15 protein-coding genes are annotated in these 16,744 nt (G+C 54.6%); 13 read left to right on the plus strand and 2 right to left on the minus strand.

The genetic code is table 11. The features are described from left to right. Nucleotides 1-1,377 (plus strand): heterodisulfide reductase-related iron-sulfur binding cluster, encoded by a 1,377-nt coding sequence (locus FCS97_RS03750; protein WP_138516723.1) that lies wholly within the window; start codon nucleotides 1-3, stop codon nucleotides 1,375-1,377. On the opposite strand, the gene FCS97_RS03755 is transcribed toward FCS97_RS03750, so the two are convergent. Both FCS97_RS03755 and FCS97_RS03760 read right to left on the minus strand, forming a co-directional pair. Beyond that, complete coding sequence (locus FCS97_RS03755) at nucleotides 1,365-2,930, minus strand: YifB family Mg chelatase-like AAA ATPase (protein WP_138516725.1); 1,566 nt, start codon at nucleotides 2,928-2,930, stop codon at nucleotides 1,365-1,367. The genes FCS97_RS03750 and FCS97_RS03755 overlap by 13 nt on opposite strands. 86 nt (nucleotides 2,931-3,016) lie before the next feature. After that, the gene (locus tag FCS97_RS03760) at nucleotides 3,017-3,247 is read right to left on the minus strand and encodes an accessory factor UbiK family protein (protein ID WP_171035155.1); all 231 of its coding nucleotides are present in this window, start codon (nucleotides 3,245-3,247) and stop codon (nucleotides 3,017-3,019) included. 211 nt (nucleotides 3,248-3,458) lie between these two features. On the opposite strand from FCS97_RS03760, the gene FCS97_RS03765 reads away from it, so the two are divergent. The 12 genes from FCS97_RS03765 (at nucleotide 3,459) to icmF (ending at nucleotide 16,394) form a co-directional block, all read left to right on the plus strand. After that, entirely contained in the window at nucleotides 3,459-4,178 is a 720-nt protein-coding gene (locus FCS97_RS03765; RefSeq protein WP_138516729.1) for a TorF family putative porin, read from the plus strand. A 71-nt stretch (nucleotides 4,179-4,249) separates the two neighbouring features. Further along, nucleotides 4,250-4,588: a P-II family nitrogen regulator gene (locus tag FCS97_RS03770; protein WP_008248258.1), complete on the plus strand. Its 339-nt coding sequence runs from the start codon at nucleotides 4,250-4,252 to the stop codon at nucleotides 4,586-4,588. Between the two features lie 21 nt (nucleotides 4,589-4,609). Further along, nucleotides 4,610-6,055, plus strand: a complete 1,446-nt coding sequence (locus FCS97_RS03775) for an ammonium transporter (RefSeq protein ID WP_138516731.1) — start codon at nucleotides 4,610-4,612, stop codon at nucleotides 6,053-6,055. Between the two features lie 162 nt (nucleotides 6,056-6,217). Next, the gene (gshA, locus tag FCS97_RS03780; RefSeq protein ID WP_138516733.1) at nucleotides 6,218-7,507 is read left to right on the plus strand and encodes a glutamate--cysteine ligase; all 1,290 of its coding nucleotides are present in this window, start codon (nucleotides 6,218-6,220) and stop codon (nucleotides 7,505-7,507) included. Further along, nucleotides 7,504-8,466 (plus strand): glutathione synthase, encoded by a 963-nt coding sequence (gene gshB / locus FCS97_RS03785; RefSeq protein WP_138516735.1) that lies wholly within the window; start codon nucleotides 7,504-7,506, stop codon nucleotides 8,464-8,466. The genes gshA and gshB overlap by 4 nt, the downstream gene beginning before the upstream one ends. Beyond that, entirely contained in the window at nucleotides 8,463-8,930 is a 468-nt protein-coding gene (locus FCS97_RS03790) for a PTS sugar transporter subunit IIA (protein WP_138516737.1), read from the plus strand. Before gshB ends, FCS97_RS03790 begins: the two co-directional genes overlap by 4 nt. Further along, nucleotides 8,899-9,168 carry an HPr family phosphocarrier protein gene (locus FCS97_RS03795; protein WP_138516739.1) on the plus strand — a complete coding sequence of 90 codons (270 nt, stop codon included), beginning with the start codon at nucleotides 8,899-8,901 and terminating at the stop codon, nucleotides 9,166-9,168. Before FCS97_RS03790 ends, FCS97_RS03795 begins: the two co-directional genes overlap by 32 nt. Nucleotides 9,169-9,171: 3 nt before the next feature. Next, nucleotides 9,172-10,923, plus strand: a complete 1,752-nt coding sequence (gene ptsP, locus FCS97_RS03800) for a phosphoenolpyruvate--protein phosphotransferase (RefSeq protein WP_138516741.1) — start codon at nucleotides 9,172-9,174, stop codon at nucleotides 10,921-10,923. 95 nt (nucleotides 10,924-11,018) lie between these two features. Continuing rightward, complete coding sequence (gene metX, locus FCS97_RS03805; protein ID WP_138516743.1) at nucleotides 11,019-12,155, plus strand: homoserine O-succinyltransferase MetX; 1,137 nt, start codon at nucleotides 11,019-11,021, stop codon at nucleotides 12,153-12,155. Further along, the gene (gene metW / locus FCS97_RS03810) at nucleotides 12,152-12,793 is read left to right on the plus strand and encodes a methionine biosynthesis protein MetW (RefSeq protein WP_138516745.1); all 642 of its coding nucleotides are present in this window, start codon (nucleotides 12,152-12,154) and stop codon (nucleotides 12,791-12,793) included. The genes metX and metW overlap by 4 nt, the downstream gene beginning before the upstream one ends. Before the next feature lie 9 nt (nucleotides 12,794-12,802). After that, nucleotides 12,803-13,132, plus strand: coding sequence for a DUF4212 domain-containing protein (locus FCS97_RS03815; RefSeq protein WP_138516747.1), 330 nt, complete (start codon nucleotides 12,803-12,805; stop codon nucleotides 13,130-13,132). Further along, on the plus strand, nucleotides 13,092-16,394 hold the full coding sequence (gene icmF / locus FCS97_RS03820) for a fused isobutyryl-CoA mutase/GTPase IcmF (RefSeq protein WP_138516749.1): 3,303 nt from the start codon (nucleotides 13,092-13,094) through the stop codon (nucleotides 16,392-16,394). Before FCS97_RS03815 ends, icmF begins: the two co-directional genes overlap by 41 nt. Nucleotides 16,395-16,744: the final 350 nt, after the last annotated feature.

The following is a 16,744-nucleotide window of genomic DNA, read 5'->3' on the forward strand; positions in this document are numbered from 1 at the left end:
ATGGCTCAAACTCTAGTGCATGGCGGTGTGCAAGAGGTTTCGGGAAACGGTGCCAATTGGACAAGCCCGGACTATCTCGATGAACAGCAATGCCTGTCCAGCATGGAGCGTGTGTTCAATGTGTGCGCCACCTGCCGACGCTGCCTGACATTTTGCGCAACTTTTCCAAACCTGTTCGACCTGATTGATGAGTCGGAAGGGGCTGATGTCAGCAGCGTACCCAAATCAAAATACCTCGACCTCTCTGACCAATGCCATTTGTGTGACCAATGCCATGTAGGCCATTGTCCCTACAGCGCGCCGCACACCGAGCAAATCAACTTTCCCGGCATCATGCAGCGTGCCAAGGCCGTGAAGTTTGCCCAAGGGTTGGTGAATACAAGCAGTGTGATTAAGCCGCACAGCCCTATTACACACTTGGCTGGTATTCCGGTGATCACTGCATGGGTGAACACAGTGGTGGCCAGCCCTGTGGGGCGCAAAGTAATAGAGCGCTACACAGGAATTGATTCGCAAGCCCGTTTGCCCCACTTGGCCAAGCGCACATTTCGTCAAGAACAAAGCAGTTTGATCGCGCGTGGCTCTGCTTCTGCCAGCCTTGTTCAAGATCATGGGCAAGTGCCCCGGCAGGTGGCAATTTTTACAAGTTGTTACGTGAACTTTCACGAACCCGAAGTGGGTCGAGACCTGGTCGACATTCTTCAGCACCATGGGATTGAGTGTGTGTTGCCCGAAGTGGATGTGTGCTGTGGCCGAACCAGACTGAACGCGGGTGATTTGGCTGGCTTTGCCGAAGCCGCAAAAATGAGTGTTGCCAACCTTGCGGCACATGCTAGGCAGGGTTATGCCATTGTCTCCCCCAGCCCCTTGTGCGCAAGAATATTTACACACCAATTGCCCAGCCTGTTTCCAGCCGATGAGAATATTCAAATGGTCAAGCAGGCCTTCTGGTCCCCCTCTGAATACCTGATGGCCTTGCATGGCGAGGGTGCTCTGGACACCGAGTTCAATCGATCACTTGGGGTTGTGAACTATCACGAACCTTTTTTCGGCGGTTCGCATTTGGACATCGCACGGCACACCGAGGCCTTGTTGGGTTTGGTGCCAGACACGCAAGTGAATGTCATCAAGGGAAGCCCGGGTTTTGGTGGCGACTGGGGAATTCGCCGCGAGAACTTTCCCATGGCCATGAAAATAGGTCAAACCGTGTTCAAGCGAATGGCCGACAATTCGCCCGATTATCTTTCGGCCGATTGCCAACTGAGCGGGCGGCAAATTGCGTCAGCCATTGATACTTTGAGGCTGTTCCAAACCCCCGACAAGAAACCAGAACTGGCGCACCCGCTCACCTTGCTACGCATGGCTTACGGTTTGTGAGCAACGGGCGACTGGCTGCCCGCCTCGCCTGCCAACGCCCTACGATACTGAATGGCGGTGGCAATGTGTTTTTTGTCAATTTGGCTTAATTGATCGAGATCGGCCAGTGTGCGCGCCACGCGGCAAATTCGGTGCAAAGCCCTTGCGGACAGGTGGTTTTTCTGTGCGTAAGCCAGCAACAGTTTTTCCGCACTGTTTGCCGGTTTGCAATGCTTGCTGATTTGTCCTGCACTCATTTCACCATTCAGGCAGCCTTGGCGCTGAAGTTGAATTGAGCGGGCATGTTCCACCTGGGCGCGTAGCTTGGCACTGCCGGCCTCGGTATTTTGTTCGGCTGCCCCATGCAGCAGCGTGCCGTGGTCAATGGCCTGCACTTCCACCGAAATGTCCAGCCGGTCAGCCAGGGGGCCAGAAAGCTTGTTTTGATATTTCCGCACCTGATCGGGCGTGCAGCGGCATTCTTTGGCGGGGTGCCCCAGCCAACCGCAGGGGCAAGGGTTGTGGGCACACACCCACAAGAACCTCGCCGGAAAACTGGCCTGATGGCCCGATCTTGAAATATTCACGCGTCCGGTTTCAAGCGGCTCGCGCAGGGACTCCAGGCAACGTCGATCAAATTCAAGCACCTCGTCCGTGAATAAAACGCCTTGATGGGCCAGCGTAATTTCTCCGGGTGAGGGCGGGTTTCCCCCGCCAATCAGTGCCGCCATGGAACTGCTTGGGTGGGGGTTGCGGAACGGGCGCTGTGGGCTGAGCAAATCGCTTTCACCTTTCAAACTGCGAATCGCCGAAATTTCAAGCGAGTCCTCAAATGGCAAAGGCGGCATCAAGCTGCCCACGCGCTGCGCCAGCATGGATTTCCCGCTTCCGGGTGGACCCACCAATCGAATGTGGTGTTGACCGGCGGTGGCAGCGAGCAACGCGTGTTTTGCGGTTTGATGCCCGATGACCTCTGCCATGTCGAGCGGATCGGGCTGACCTTGCTTGCTGGGTACATTGCTGCTTTGTTGTTCAATCGGATCGCCGTGCCCCACCAGGTGGGCAGCTGCTTCAAACAAGGTTTTTGCACCAAACACAGCAATGTCAGGCACCGTGGCTGCAAGGCTGGCCTGTGCCTTGGGCATCATTAGTTTCAGGGCGCGTTTGCGGGATTGTGCTTCTTTGCGGGCAGCAACTGCCAAGGCGAAAGGGCTGCGAACGCCGGTCAGAGCACCTGAAAGCGACAATTCTCCAGCGAACAGCCAGTCGGCAAGATCCGCCTTGGCCAATTGGCCAGAGGCGCTGGCAATGCCCAAAGCCACGGCCAGGTCGAAGGCCGCGCTGCCTTTGGGTAGGTCGGCGGGTGCAAGGTTAACGGTGATTCGTTGGGAGGGAAACTCGAAGCCGCTGTTCAGCAGTGCGGACCGAACCCGTTCTTTGGATTCTCGAATTTCTGTGTCGGGCAGACCCACCAGTGCAAATGAAGGCAAGCCCGCTGACAGGTGCACCTCAATTTGAACGGCAACCGGGCGTACGCCCACAAAGGTAAGACTGTGAAGGGTGGCTAAAGGCATGAAAGGGGGCGCAGTCAAACCCCGATGATCATCTCCACCTCATTTGTTTGGCAAACGGGTGCTCAGATTGATGTCACCCTTTGGAGTCAGGCCTGTTTTTCAAGTTCGGCCACGCGCATTTCGAGTGCACGTACCTTTTCACGCAAGCGGTTCAATACTTCTTTCTGGATTTCGAAGTCTTCGAGACTGACAAATTCCATGTCCTGCAAACCTTGCCGAATCAGCTGAGTGACAGGATTCTCAAGGTTTTGAAGTCCTTTTGCATTGAGCAGTTCGCCGACCTTGCCTGCAATTGAATCAAACGGATTGTTGGCCAAAGTTTCCCCCGAAAGAGTGAAATTGCATTGCACCAAAAGAGTGCACTAATTTGGTGCGAATGCCGAAAATTCAAAAAACCGAATCGATATTGTGCCCGAAAAAGGGGGATTTATCGCGAAATTACCGACGGGTTAAGCGCTGGCACACTTCTCGCTAATAGACCCTTGCCAAAAAAACTTTACGGCATTCATCTATTTTTAGGAGAGTGAGATGAAAAAATTAGTACTGGTCGCTGCAATTGCTGCATCAACCTTCGGGGCTGTTTCAACTGTATCAGCTCAAGAGTCCGAGCACACACTTACAGGCAATGTCAGCATGGTCACCGACTACCGCTTCCGCGGTGTATCCCAGACAGATGGTGAGTTGGCCTTGCAAGGTGGTTTTGACTATGGTCACTCGAGCGGTTTTTACGCCGGTGTCTGGAACTCCAGCATTGACTTTCAACCATTTTTCGGCCTTGATGCCGGTGGTCTTGAGACCGACGTTTACTTGGGCTACGGCGGCGAAGTGTCTGGAATTACTTACGATGTAGGTTTGCTTCAGTACCTGTACACAGGCGCTGACAAAACAGACAATCTGGACACACTTGAACTGTACGGCAGCGTCGGCGCCTATGGCTTCACCCTGGGTGCAGCTTATTCTCTGTCAAAAGACTATTTCGGCTTCACGGACGCTGATGGTTCAACATACGCGTACCTGAACTACGATTACTCGATCACTGACGATCTTGGCTTGGCTTTGCACTACGGCACAACAAGCGTGGAAGGCCCTGGTAACGGCGGCGCTGATTATGACGATTACAGCATCGGTTTGACCTATGCCTACGCGGGTTTCGACTTGGGTTTGACCTACGTTGACACAGACATCAAGCCAAAAGCAAAGAACAACACCGACGGCGTGGTTGTTCTATCGGTTGGTAAGACGTTCTAAATCGAATCCAGACAGCGCTCTGAAGAGGGGCGCTGTTTTTACCCTCTTCAAACTTAATTCAGGAGTGCGTAATGAAGCTAATTTCAGCAGTCATTAAGCCTTTCAAACTCGATGAAGTCCGTGAAGCGCTGTCTGCCATCGGCGTGCAAGGCATTACGGTTACCGAAGTGAAAGGTTTTGGTCGCCAGAAAGGTCACACCGAGCTGTATCGTGGTGCCGAGTATGTGGTCGACTTTTTGCCCAAAGTGAAAATTGAAGCTGCAGTGGACGACAGCCTGGTAGACCAGGCCTGCGAAGCCATTGAAGCAGCTGCCAAAACCGGCAAGATCGGTGACGGCAAGATTTTCGTGTTTGATTTGTTGAGTGTTACCCGTATTCGCACAGGCGAAACCGGTAAAGACGCCCTTTAACCAGAGAGAAGTGAGGAAATCATGAAAAAACTTCTGACTGTCTGGCTGGCGGCCGCTGCACTGAGCTTCAGTGTTGCTAGTCCCGGTGTGTTTGCGCAAGAAACTCCTGCGGCACCTGCCACCGAAGCCACTGAAACAATGCCTGTCGCATCTGATGCAACAGCCCCTGCTGCCGAAGCCCCCATGGCCGCCGAAGCCGCTCCTGCAGAGGAAGCTGCTGCGGAAGTGGTTGAAACTGTCAACAAGGGCGACATTACTTGGATGATGGTTGCTACTGCACTCGTTATTTTCATGACAGTGCCGGGCCTGGCATTGTTCTACGGCGGCTTGGTTCGCTCCAAGAACATGCTGTCAGTCCTGATGCAGGTATTTACCGTGTTCTGTCTGATCGTCGTGTTGTGGTCCATCTACGGCTACAGCCTGGCCTTCGGTGGTGGTGACAACCCGTTCGTCGGTAATTTCAGCAAACTCTTCCTGAGTGGTGTAACGCCTGACTCTTTGTCGGCCACCTTCACGGAAGGCGTGATGATTCCTGAATTTATCTTCATCGCGTTCCAGTCCACATTCGCCGCAATCACTTGCTGCCTGATCGTTGGTGCCTTCGCTGAGCGCATCAAGTTCTCTGCAGTGTTGTTGTTCTGTGCAATCTGGTTCACATTCAGCTACATTCCAATCGCTCACATGGTGTGGGATGCTGCTGGTTTCATCTTCGCTGACGGCGCAATCGACTTTGCTGGCGGTACCGTGGTTCACATCAACGCTGCTGTAGCAGGCTTGGTGGGTGCATACATGGTTGGCAAGCGTGTTGGTTACGGCAAGGAAGCAATGCCCCCGCACAACCTGGCGCTGACCATGGTGGGTGCATCCATGCTGTGGGTGGGCTGGTTTGGTTTCAACGCAGGTTCGAACCTGGAAGCCAACGGCGGCACAACACTGGCCTTCATCAACACAATTTTGGCGACTGCTGCAGCAACATTGAGCTGGGCCGCTGCTGAAGCGCTGTTGAAAGGCAAGGCCTCCATGTTGGGCGGTGCTTCTGGTGCGGTAGCTGGTCTGGTTGCGATTACACCAGCTTGCGGTACTGTTGGCCCAATGGGCGCACTGATCCTCGGTTTGTTGGCTGGTCCAATCTGTCTGTGGGGCGTAAGTGGCCTGAAGAAGATGCTGGGCGCAGACGACTCACTGGACGTGTTTGGTTTGCACGGCGTGGCCGGTATCCTGGGTGCCTTGATGGTAGGTGTGTTGTCTGCACCAAGCCTGGGCGGCACCATGGGTGACGACTTCGTGATTGCTTCCCAGCTGGCTGTTCAAGCCAAGGGCGTGGTAATCACCATCGTCTGGTCTGGTATCGTTGCAGCAATTGCCTTCAAGCTGGTGGATCTGATCGTTGGTCTGCGTGTTTCTGAAGACGCAGAGCGCGAAGGTCTGGACATTACCTCGCACGGTGAGACAGCCTACAGCAAGTAAGTACACTCTCCACTCAGGTGGATTCCTTCAGCCCGGGGTAAAGGGCTGATTCAAAGGCACCTTCGGGTGCCTTTTTTGCTTCACCCCCGATTTCCCTTCCCCAATGTGGCAGTGCAGCGTTTTGGATTACACTTGGCAAAGTGTCTTACCCAGGGAATGTTGATGGTTCCACATCTTGTAACTGCTTTAACCGGTCCGCTGCTGGACCTCGAAAAACGAATGCTCGACAAAACCACCGAAATCGAACGGTGGTTCAGAATGGCCTGGAATGAAAATACCCCGCCTTTCTACAGCTCCGTGGATGTTCGCAATGCCGGTTTCAAGTTGGCGCCTGTCGATACTAATCTGTTTCCCGGCGGGTTTAACAACTTGTCCCCGGACATGATGCCGCTGGCCATTCAAGCGGCCATGAGTGCGATCGAAAAAATTTGCCCTGAAGCGCGCAGCATGGTGCTGGTACCCGAGAACCACACACGCAATACCTTCTATCTCACGAATGTGGCCCGCCTGGCTGCCATTCTGAAACAAACTGGTTTGGACATTCGTTTGGGTTCCGTGTCGCCTGAAATTACCGAACCCACACGCTTTGATTTGCCCGATGGTCAGCACATTGTGATGGAGCCCTTGAAGCGCTTCGGCAACCGTGTTGGCGTGGAAGGTCTTGAGCCTTGCGCTGTGTTGCTCAACAACGATTTGTCGGCTGGCGTGCCGCCTATCCTCCAGGGCATCAAGGATCAAATTCTGCTGCCGCCATTGCATGCAGGTTGGGCCACGCGACGTAAAAGTGCGCACTTCAAAGCCTACGATTCTGTAGTGGAAGCATTCTCTGAAATGCTGGAAATCGATCCCTGGTTGATCAATCCGTATTTCACGCACCGCAACCAGCTCAATTTCCAGGAACGCGTGGGTGAAGAAGCCCTGGCACAGGCCGTGGATGAAGTGTTGGCGAAAACGCGAATCAAATATGCCGAGTACGGTATCGACGAGCAGCCATACGTGGTGGTGAAAGCCGATGCCGGAACCTACGGCATGGGCATCATGACCGTGAAAGACGCCTCGGAAGTGGTGGGCCTGAACCGCAAGCAGCGCAATAAAATGTCGGTAATCAAAGAGGGCATGCATGTGTCTGACGTGATTATTCAGGAAGGTGTGCACACCTTTGAAAGCATTGAAGACGCAGTGGCTGAACCCGTGGTGTACATGATTGACCGTTATGTGGTGGGTGGCTTTTATCGCGTGCACACCGGCCGTGGCCGTGATGAAAACCTGAACGCACCGGGCATGCACTTCGTGCCCTTGGCGTTCGAGACACCTTGTAATACACCGGATTGCAGCGACCGCCCGGATGCGGCCATGAATCGTTTTTACGCCTATGGTGTCATTGGCCGGTTGGCCGCCTTGGCTGCTTCCCAAGAACTGGAGGCCACCGCCAGTGTGGAGTTGGCTGCATGAGTGGCCGCAGTTTCGTCTGTGTGATCGATCCGCTCACCAGCCTGAATCCCAAAAAAGATTCTTCGATTGCCATGATGGAATCGGCGCAATCGCGTGGCTGGAAAGTGGGTGTGATCGAAGACGGTGGCATGCATTGGGCCACAGGCACAGGCGTGCGCGCGCAGGTGGTGTGGATTAATGTCGACCGGGCCAACAAACCCTGGTATTCAGAGCTTGGTCGCGAAGAGGTGGCCCTGAAAGACCTTGATGCCATCATCATGCGCAAAGACCCACCCTTTGATGCAGAATTTGTGACAGCCACCTGGTTGCTGGAACAAGGCGAACGCGAGGGCGCACGTGTGTTCAACAGCCCGCGTGCCATTCGTGATCACAACGAAAAGTTCACCATTGCCCAGTTTGAGCAGTTCGTGGTGCCTACCCTGGTGTCGCGAAATGCTGCGCAGCTTCGCGGTTTTCTGGAGCATCACCCGGATGCCATTGCCAAGCCCCTGGATGGCATGGGCGGCACGTCCATTTTCCGCCTGAAAAAAGGCGATCAAAACGTGGGCGTCATACTTGAAACCTTGACTGATTACGGCAAAAAAACCGCCATGATTCAGCGCTACATTCCCGAAATTGTCGATGGCGACAAGCGCGTATTGCTCATCAACGGCGAGCCAGTGCCGTATTGCCTGGCGCGTTTGCCCAAAGAGGGCGAACACCGCGGTAACCTGGCGGCAGGCGGCACTGGGCGTGCCCAGCCATTGTCTGAGTCTGACTGGCACATTGCCCGCACTCTGGCCCCGGAGCTGAAAAAGCGCGGGCTGTTGCTGGTGGGTCTGGATATTATTGGCCAGAACCTGACTGAGGTGAATGTGACCAGCCCAACATGCTTTCGCGAGATCATGGATCAAACCGGCTTTCCGGTGGCTGATACCTTTGTGCAGGCGGTTGAAACTGCCCTGCAGGAGGGCAAATGATGCTGGGGCTGGTACTGGTTACTCACGCCCCTTTGGGTGACGCCATTGCCCAATGCGTGAAACACGTCATGGGTTCTTTGCCAGATGGCTTGACCGTGGTGGACATACCGGGCGATGAAGACATTGAACACTCGGTGCAGCGCATTCAGGCCGCAGCACGCCAAGTGCACGCTGGCGACGGCGTTGTTTTTTTAACCGACCTGTTTGGCGCAACGCCTTCCAATGCGGCCGTGCGCGCAGGCGTGGAATCACTGAACCTGCCCACTGTGCTGGTTTCAGGGTGTAATTTGCCCATGGTGTTGCGTGCACTCGGTTTTCGGGATTTGCCCATCAACGAGGTGGCTGAGCGTTTGGTCATGGGTGGCCGAAACGGTATCGTAAGCACTGGCGCCACAGCGCCACAACGTCAAACCTTTAACCCGGCGAAAAACGATGATTCAGCAAGAAATCACCATCAGCAATAAATTGGGTTTGCATGCCCGAGCGTCTGTCAAGCTCACCCAAACCGCGAGCCGCTTTCAGTCTGAAGTGTGGATTGGAAAGGCAGGCCGCCGCGTGAATGCGAAAAGCATCATGGGTGTCATGATGCTGGCCGCAGGCAAAGGGCACAACGTGTTGCTGGAAGCTGAAGGCAGTGACGAAACCGAGGCCATTGCCGCACTGGTGGCTTTGATTGATGACAAATTTGGCGAAGGCGAGTAAACCATGACCCTGGCCTTGCATGGCATCGCAGTTTCACGCGGCATCGCAGTCAGCCGAGCCCTGGTGTGGGACACGGCCATGCGGGACATTCCCCGCAATCGTATTGAGAAGAAATCGGTTCGTTTCGAGAAAAAAAGATTCGACAACGCCATCAAGCGTGTGGCTGAAGAACTGGTAGAAATTCGCAGCCAAATTACCGCAGATTCACCCGCAGAGTTCGATGCTTTCCTGAACCTGCACAGTCTGATTCTTGCCGACCCTATTTTGTCGGAAGAGCCTAAAAACCTGATTCAAACCAAACTGATCAATGCGGAATGGGCCTTGATCGAGCAAATGGAAGTGCTGCTGGAGCAGTTCTCTGCCATTGAAGATGACTACTTCCGTGAGCGCAACAGCGATGTTCGCCAAGTGGTTGAGCGGGTGTTGAAATCACTGCGTGGCCATGCCACGGCCTTGCCCTTGCCGCCAGAAGGTGAGAACGAAGATCCTTGGTTGATTGTTGCGCACGACATTTCGCCAGCCGATATGGTGCAGTTGAAAGGCCGCCGGGTGGGTGCCTTTGTGACAGAAATGGGCGGTGCCACCTCCCACACGGCCATTGTGGCGCGCAGCTTGGGCATTCCCGCAGTGGTAGGTGTGCCGCGTGCGTTGGAGTTTGTGCACAACGGCGATTTGGTGGTGGTCGACGGCAAAGTGGGCGCCGTATTTCTGGACCCTGCCGCCATGGTGGTGGAGGAATACCAGCGCAAGCAAGCCATTCTTGCCCTGTCGCGTCAGCGTTTAAAGCGCCTGATCACCACCGAATCACGCACCCAGTGCGGTCGACGAATAGAGCTGCTGGCCAATATTGAATTGCCGGAAGACGTGAAAGGCGTGGTCGATGCCGGGGCGGATGGTGTGGGTTTGTTCCGCTCTGAATTCCTGTTCATGAACCGCAAGGAATGGCCCTCCGAGGATGAGCAGTACGAAGCGTACCGCAAAGTAATCAAAGCCATGAAAGGCAAACCAGTCACGGTTCGCACCCTTGATTTGGGTGCGGATAAAACCCTGCAGTTTGATGGGGCCAACAGCAGTGCACCACCCGTGTCCACCACCTCAGCTTTGGGTTTGCGCTCCATTCGTTTCAGTTTGTCCGAGCCCGCAATATTTTTGACTCAAATACGCGCCTTGTTGCGTGCAGCCAAGCATGGGCCTGTAAAAATCTTGCTACCCATGCTGACCAATATTCGGGAAACAAAGCAAGCTCTGGCTTACATTGACATGGCGCGCGAGCAACTGCTGGAGCGCCGCTTTCAGGCCAATCAGGCTGTACCCATCGGTGGCATGATTGAAGTGCCCGCAGCCGCGCTCAGCTTGCCGCATTTCCTGAATTACCTGGATTATGTGTCCATTGGCACGAACGATTTGATTCAATACACCTTGGCTGTGGATCGGGTTGATCACCAGGTTGCCCACTTGTACGACCCACTACACCCCGCCGTGTTGCGCTTGGTCTATGAGGTGATATCCAGTGCAGAAAAAGCAGGCGTGCCGGTGAGTGTGTGCGGAGAAATGGCGGGCGATATTCGCCTCACCCGCTTGTTGTTGGGCATGGGGCTCACCCAATATTCCATGCACCCTTCGCAGTTGCTCGATGTCAAAGAGTTGCTGCTGAAAACCGATTTTGAGGCCACGCAGAAAGTGGTGAAAAAAGTGACCCGCACATTTGATATCGATAAAATTGATGCCCTGATGCGCCAGTTGCACGACGATTAAGCGCAAGCGGGTGCCTGCTGCGCGCCCAAGCCAGTTTGCGATTTATACTCAAAGGCTTGCGAGAACCAACAATCCAACCTAAGAAACGCCGTATTGTGTCTGCCAACCAGTCCGTGGGCTTCGTAAAGCCCGAGCTTATTGAATTCACTGCACCGCTTTTATTGGAGTGCGGAAAGTCCCTGCCCAGCTACTCGCTGATGGTTGAAACCTATGGCACGCTCAATTCCGAGAAAAGCAATGCCGTGCTGGTGTGCCATGCCCTGAATGCCTCCCATCATGTGGCGGGCCTTTATGAAGGCCAGGAAAAAAGCGAAGGCTGGTGGGACAATATGGTCGGCCCAGGCAAGCCCCTGGACACCAACCGCTTTTTCGTAATCGGTGTGAACAATTTGGGCTCGTGTTTTGGTTCCACTGGCCCTAGCAGCATCAACCCCCAAACAGGCAAGCCCTACGGCGCCGATTTCCCGTTTGTCACCGTGCAAGACTGGGTGAATGCGCAAGTGCGGCTGGCTGATCATTTCGGGATTCAGAAGTTTGCAGCGGTCATGGGCGGCAGCTTGGGTGGCATGCAGGCCCTGCAATGGAGCCTCAGTTACCCAGACCGTGTGGGCCACTGCATGGTGGTTGCCTCCACCCCCAAGCTGAGTGCACAGAACATTGCTTTCAATGAGGTGGCGCGTCAGGCCATTGTGACCGACCCCGATTTTCATGGTGGCAACTATTACGAGCACGGCGTGGTGCCCAAACGCGGTTTGCGTTTGGCCCGCATGATCGGCCACATCACCTACTTGAGTGGCGACGACATGGCCGAGAAGTTTGGCCGCACCCTGCGCAACGGCGACTACAACTACGGGTTGGAAGTCGACTTTCAAGTGGAAAGCTATTTGCGCTACCAAGGCGACAAGTTTGCAGATTATTTCGATGCCAACACTTACTTGTTGATTACCAAGGCGCTGGATTATTTCGACCCCGCCCGCCACACTGGGGGCGATTTGGCCAAGGCGCTTGAGGCGGCCAAAGCCAAATTTCTGTTGGTCAGTTTCACCACCGACTGGCGCTTTGCGCCTGAACGTACTCGCGAGATCGTAGAGGCCCTGATGGCCAACCAGCGCGATGTAACCTATGCTGAGATTGACGCACCACACGGGCACGACGCGTTTTTGTTGACCGACGAGCGTTACCACAATGTGGTGCGCGGTTACTTCGAGCGCATTGCCAAGGAGCTTGCATGAAAACCCTGCACGCTGTTCGCCAAGATGTACAACCCTTGCCCATTGTGGTGCCAAGGGCCGATCTCGATTTGATCGAAAGCTGGGTGCCCATGGGCGCACGCGTTCTCGATTTGGGCTGCGGCGACGGTTCTTTCCTGGCCCGCTTGATGAAAACCCGAAAAGCCACGGGCTACGGTGTTGAAATTGATGACACCAATGTGCAACGCAGCGTGGCCAACGGCATCAACGTGATTCAGCAAGACCTTGAAAAAGGCCTGGCCATGTTCGAGGACCACGCTTTTGACGTGGTGATACTCTCGCAGACCCTGCAAGCCATGCACAACACCGAGCGCATCCTGAAAGAGATCGCCCGTGTGGGCAAAGAAGGCATTGTCAGCTTCCCCAATTTTGGTCATTGGTACCATGTGTGGTCGATCGCCTTGGGCCGCATGCCAGTGTCCAAGCAAATGCCCTATCAGTGGTACAACACCCCGAACATTCACCTGTGCACCCCCAAAGACTTTGAGGCGCTGGTTGCTCAAATCGGACATAAAGTGCTGGGCAAACAACTTTTTTTACATGGCGAACCTGTTGAATTGCTGGGCAATTTGCGCAGCACTTTGGCGGTTTATCGCTTTAAACCCCAGTTTGCGGTTTAGGCGATTGGCATGAACAAGCCGCACCCCACCCCAGCTGAAAACGAGTATTGGCGGCAGGTTAAGCGAATTACCTGGCGCTTGTTGGGGGTGTGGATCGCTTTGATTCTCAGTGTTGTCTTGTTCATTCCCCAGCTTGGAATCACGGTTTACGGGGTGCCTTTGACCTATTGGGTTATTTCCAGCGTTCTACTTTTGAGTTTTTTGGGTTTGGTTGCCTGCTACGCGTGGCGCATGGATAGGTTAGAATTGAAATTCAAACGAGCGGTGGAAAACAACCGCAAACATCCAGGAGACACGAATGAAAAGCAGCACCGGCGAGGTGGGAAAACCCCTCACTGACACCAAAGGCACGCCACTGCGTTTTGTAACCGGCTCGTCGCTGTTCGACGGACACGACGCCGCGATCAACATGATTCGCCGCTTGTTGCAAAGCCAAGGTGCTGAAGTCATTCATTTGGGTCACAACCGTTCTGTTCAAGAACTGGTCGATGCTGCCATTCAGGAAGACGCCGACGGCTTGGCCGTGAGTTCTTATCAAGGCGGTCACAACGAATTCTTTAAGTACATGGTTGACGAGCTGAAGGCCAACAACGCTGGACACATTCAGGTGTTTGGTGGCGGTGGTGGCGTAATTTTGCCCTCCGAAATCGAAGCCCTTCAAACCTATGGCGTGAACCGGATTTACAGCCCGCAAGACGGCCAGAAAATGGGCCTTGAGGGCATGATTGGCGACATGATTGCCCGCGCTGCGCAAGTGCGCGACGCACGCAAGAAAGCTGACGTAGCGTGTACCCCCGATGGGATCAAGTCCTTGGCCAATAACTGGCCCTTGCTCACCCAACTGATTACCCGCCTGGAGCGCGACGAAGTGCCTGCCACCGACCTGCAAGCCATTCGTGAACAGGCCAAGGCCAGCAAAACCCCAGTGCTGGGCATTACCGGCACGGGCGGTGCTGGTAAATCGAGCCTGACGGATGAACTGATTCGCCGCCTGCGCATGGACCATGGCGACGACCTCACCATTGGTGTGGTGTGCGTGGACCCTTCCCGCCGCAAAACCGGTGGTGCCTTGCTGGGCGACCGAATTCGAATGAATGCGATTGGCCCCTGGGCTGGCAACGGCCCCAGGGTGTTTATGCGTTCGCTGGCCACGCGCGATTCCGCGCAGGAAGTGCCTGCCACCTTGCCCGACATCATCGCCTTGTGCCGCGTCACTGGTTTTGATGTGGTGCTGATTGAAACACCGGGCATTGGCCAGGGCGATGCTGCTATTGTGCCGCATGTGGATTTCAGCCTGTATGTGATGACGCCTGAGTACGGCGCCGCCAGCCAGCTCGAGAAAATCGACATGCTCGACTTCGCCGATTTTGTGGCAGTTAACAAGTTTGATCGCAAAGGCGCACTCGACGCCCTACGCGATGTGTGCAAACAAGTGCAGCGCAACCGAATGGCGTTTACCAGCATGCCCGACACCATGCCTGTGTATGGCACCTTGGCCAGCCGCTTTAACGACGATGGTGTCAGTGCCCTGTACAAGGCCTTGCGTGCAGCCTTGCCCATTGCCAAGCCTTCCAAAGGCCTGTTCAATGCGATTGACACCAAGCACTCCACCACCATGAAGGCGGTGGTGCCTTCCGAGCGCGTGCGTTACCTCGCTGAAATTGCACAAGCCGTACGCAGCTACAAAGCGCAGGTTCAGAAAGACGTTGCAACTGTGTACGACCAGGAATGCATGCAGCGTGCACAGGCTTTGCTGCTTGAACACAAGCCCGACAAAACCAAGGCTGTTGAAGCGCTGGAGGATATTCTTGAGCTGACCAACACCCGCATCAGCATGGCCGCCCAAAAAGCCATGAAAGATTATTCCAAGTTGGCAGAAGGCTACCAAGGCGACACGCTCACTTATGAAGTACGCGGCAAGGCGCTGCAAGCACCGCTCACCGTGACCTCGCTGAGCGGTTTGAAAATTAACCGTGTTAGCCTGCCCAAATTCACCAGCCGTGCAGATTTGCTGAAATTCGTGATGCTGGAAAATTTGCCCGGTTACTTCCCCTTCACTGCCGGTGTATTCCCAGTGAAGCGTGAGGGCGAAGACCCTACCCGCATGTTTGCCGGTGAAGGCGACCCTGCGCGCACCAACCGCCGCTTCAAAATGTTGAGCGGCGCAAGCGATGCCAAGCGATTGTCGACCGCGTTTGACTCGGTCACCTTGTATGGTTTTGACCCCGATTTACGCCCCGACATTTACGGCAAGGTAGGCACCAGCGGCGTAAGCGTGGCCACGCTCGACGACATGAAAGTGTTGTACAGCGGCTTCGATTTGTGCGCACCCAGCACCAGTGTGTCAATGACCATCAATGGCCCTGCGCCCAGTATTTTGGCGATGTTCCTGAACACGGCGATTGATCAGCAAGTGGACAAGTTCACTGCTGAGAACAAGCGCGCGCCAAATGCGGATGAATATGCCAACATCAAGGCCGCTACACTGAAAGCTGTGCGCGGCACTGTACAGGCTGACATTCTGAAAGAAGACCAAGGCCAAAACACCTGCATCTTCTCGACCGAATTCAGTTTGCGTGTGATGGGCGACATTCAGCAATACTTCATCGATCATGAAGTGCGCAATTTCTACAGCGTGTCGATCAGTGGTTATCACATTGCTGAAGCTGGGGCCAACCCGATTTCACAACTGGCATTTACGCTGAGCAATGGCTTTACATTTGTGGAAGCGTATTTGGCGCGCGGCATGAAGATCGACGACTTTGCGCCAAACCTAAGCTTCTTCTTCAGCAATGGCATGGACCCGGAGTACACCGTGTTGGGTCGTGTGGCCCGCCGCATTTGGGCCATTGCCATGCGCGACCGTTACAACGCTGCCGACCGCAGCCAGAAATTGAAATATCACATTCAAACCAGCGGCCGCAGTTTGCACGCCCAGGAAATTGCATTCAACGACATCCGCACCACCTTGCAGGCCTTGATTGCGGTGTACGACAACTGCAATAGCTTGCATACCAATGCTTATGATGAAGCGGTGACCACACCCACTGAAGAAAGCGTGCGCCGCGCCATGGCCATTCAGTTGATCATCAACAAGGAATGGGGTTTGGCGAAAAATGAAAACTCAAGCCAGGGTGCGTTCATTATTGAAGAGCTGACGGAATTGGTTGAAGAAGCCGTGTTGGCTGAACTGGACCGAATCAGTGAACGCGGTGGTGTGTTGGGTGCCATGGAAACCGGCTACCAGCGCAGCAAGATTCAGGAAGAGTCGATGCATTATGAAATTCAGAAGCACGACGGAACCCTGCCGATTGTGGGTGTGAACACCTTCACCAACCCCAATGACAATGCCGATTCCTTGAACTCGCTTGAACTTGCGCGTGCCACGGAAGAAGAAAAGCAAAGTCAGCTTAAACGCCTTGCAGAGTTTCAGGAGCGGCATGCAGCGGAAAGTGGCGCCATGCTGGAACGCTTGAAGCAAACTGCGATGGATGGTGGCAATGTATTCGAGGTGCTGGTGGATGCGGTGCGCGTTTGCTCGCTGGGGCAAATTACGCAGGCGCTGTTTGAAGTGGGTGGGAAGTATCGCAGGTCGATGTGAGGCGTGACTTTTTCGCTGAATGTGAAGGGGCACTGTTGCGGTTTCTTGCCAACTCGGTGTGGGTTACTTGTGCCACACTGAAAACCGCTTGATCCCTTTTTGAAGCAAGGCATTCAATTCACCCAAGCCCTCCAAAAAAGATGGTCGGGTCTTGGGTGCCGCCTGAAGGCGAGCATTGAAGCCTTGGTTCAAACGGGGCGGTTTTCTTGAAGTGCGTCCCAAGCAATCCCACTGCCGAGTTGGCTTAAACCTACTGTGCGCGACCACTTGCAAGTTCAGCTCAGCGTCACCGTCGGCTGGGTCTGTAGCCCAATCGGCGGCGGTGTTTCGATCGCCTCGCCTTCAAGAAA

It is taken from the genome of Limnobacter alexandrii (assembly GCF_005871185.1).
GTDB classification, from domain to species: Bacteria; Pseudomonadota; Gammaproteobacteria; order Burkholderiales; family Burkholderiaceae_B; genus Limnobacter; species Limnobacter alexandrii.

What these genes read in the sequence shown, in the direction of transcription:
- FCS97_RS03750 (WP_138516723.1), top strand. Translation starts at nt 1, where the DNA reads ATGGCTCAAACTCTAGTGCATGGCGGTGTGCAAGAGGTTTCGGGAAAC.
- FCS97_RS03755 (WP_138516725.1), bottom strand. Translation starts at nt 2,930, where the DNA reads ATGCCTTTAGCCACCCTTCACAGTCTTACCTTTGTGGGCGTACGCCCG.
- FCS97_RS03765 (WP_138516729.1), top strand. Translation starts at nt 3,459, where the DNA reads ATGAAAAAATTAGTACTGGTCGCTGCAATTGCTGCATCAACCTTCGGG.
- FCS97_RS03770 (WP_008248258.1), top strand. Translation starts at nt 4,250, where the DNA reads ATGAAGCTAATTTCAGCAGTCATTAAGCCTTTCAAACTCGATGAAGTC.
- FCS97_RS03775 (WP_138516731.1), top strand. Translation starts at nt 4,610, where the DNA reads ATGAAAAAACTTCTGACTGTCTGGCTGGCGGCCGCTGCACTGAGCTTC.
- gshA (WP_138516733.1), top strand. Translation starts at nt 6,218, where the DNA reads ATGGTTCCACATCTTGTAACTGCTTTAACCGGTCCGCTGCTGGACCTC.
- gshB (WP_138516735.1), top strand. Translation starts at nt 7,504, where the DNA reads ATGAGTGGCCGCAGTTTCGTCTGTGTGATCGATCCGCTCACCAGCCTG.
- FCS97_RS03790 (WP_138516737.1), top strand. Translation starts at nt 8,463, where the DNA reads ATGATGCTGGGGCTGGTACTGGTTACTCACGCCCCTTTGGGTGACGCC.
- FCS97_RS03795 (WP_138516739.1), top strand. Translation starts at nt 8,899, where the DNA reads ATGATTCAGCAAGAAATCACCATCAGCAATAAATTGGGTTTGCATGCC.
- ptsP (WP_138516741.1), top strand. Translation starts at nt 9,172, where the DNA reads ATGACCCTGGCCTTGCATGGCATCGCAGTTTCACGCGGCATCGCAGTC.
- metW (WP_138516745.1), top strand. Translation starts at nt 12,152, where the DNA reads ATGAAAACCCTGCACGCTGTTCGCCAAGATGTACAACCCTTGCCCATT.
- FCS97_RS03815 (WP_138516747.1), top strand. Translation starts at nt 12,803, where the DNA reads ATGAACAAGCCGCACCCCACCCCAGCTGAAAACGAGTATTGGCGGCAG.
- icmF (WP_138516749.1), top strand. Translation starts at nt 13,092, where the DNA reads ATGAAAAGCAGCACCGGCGAGGTGGGAAAACCCCTCACTGACACCAAA.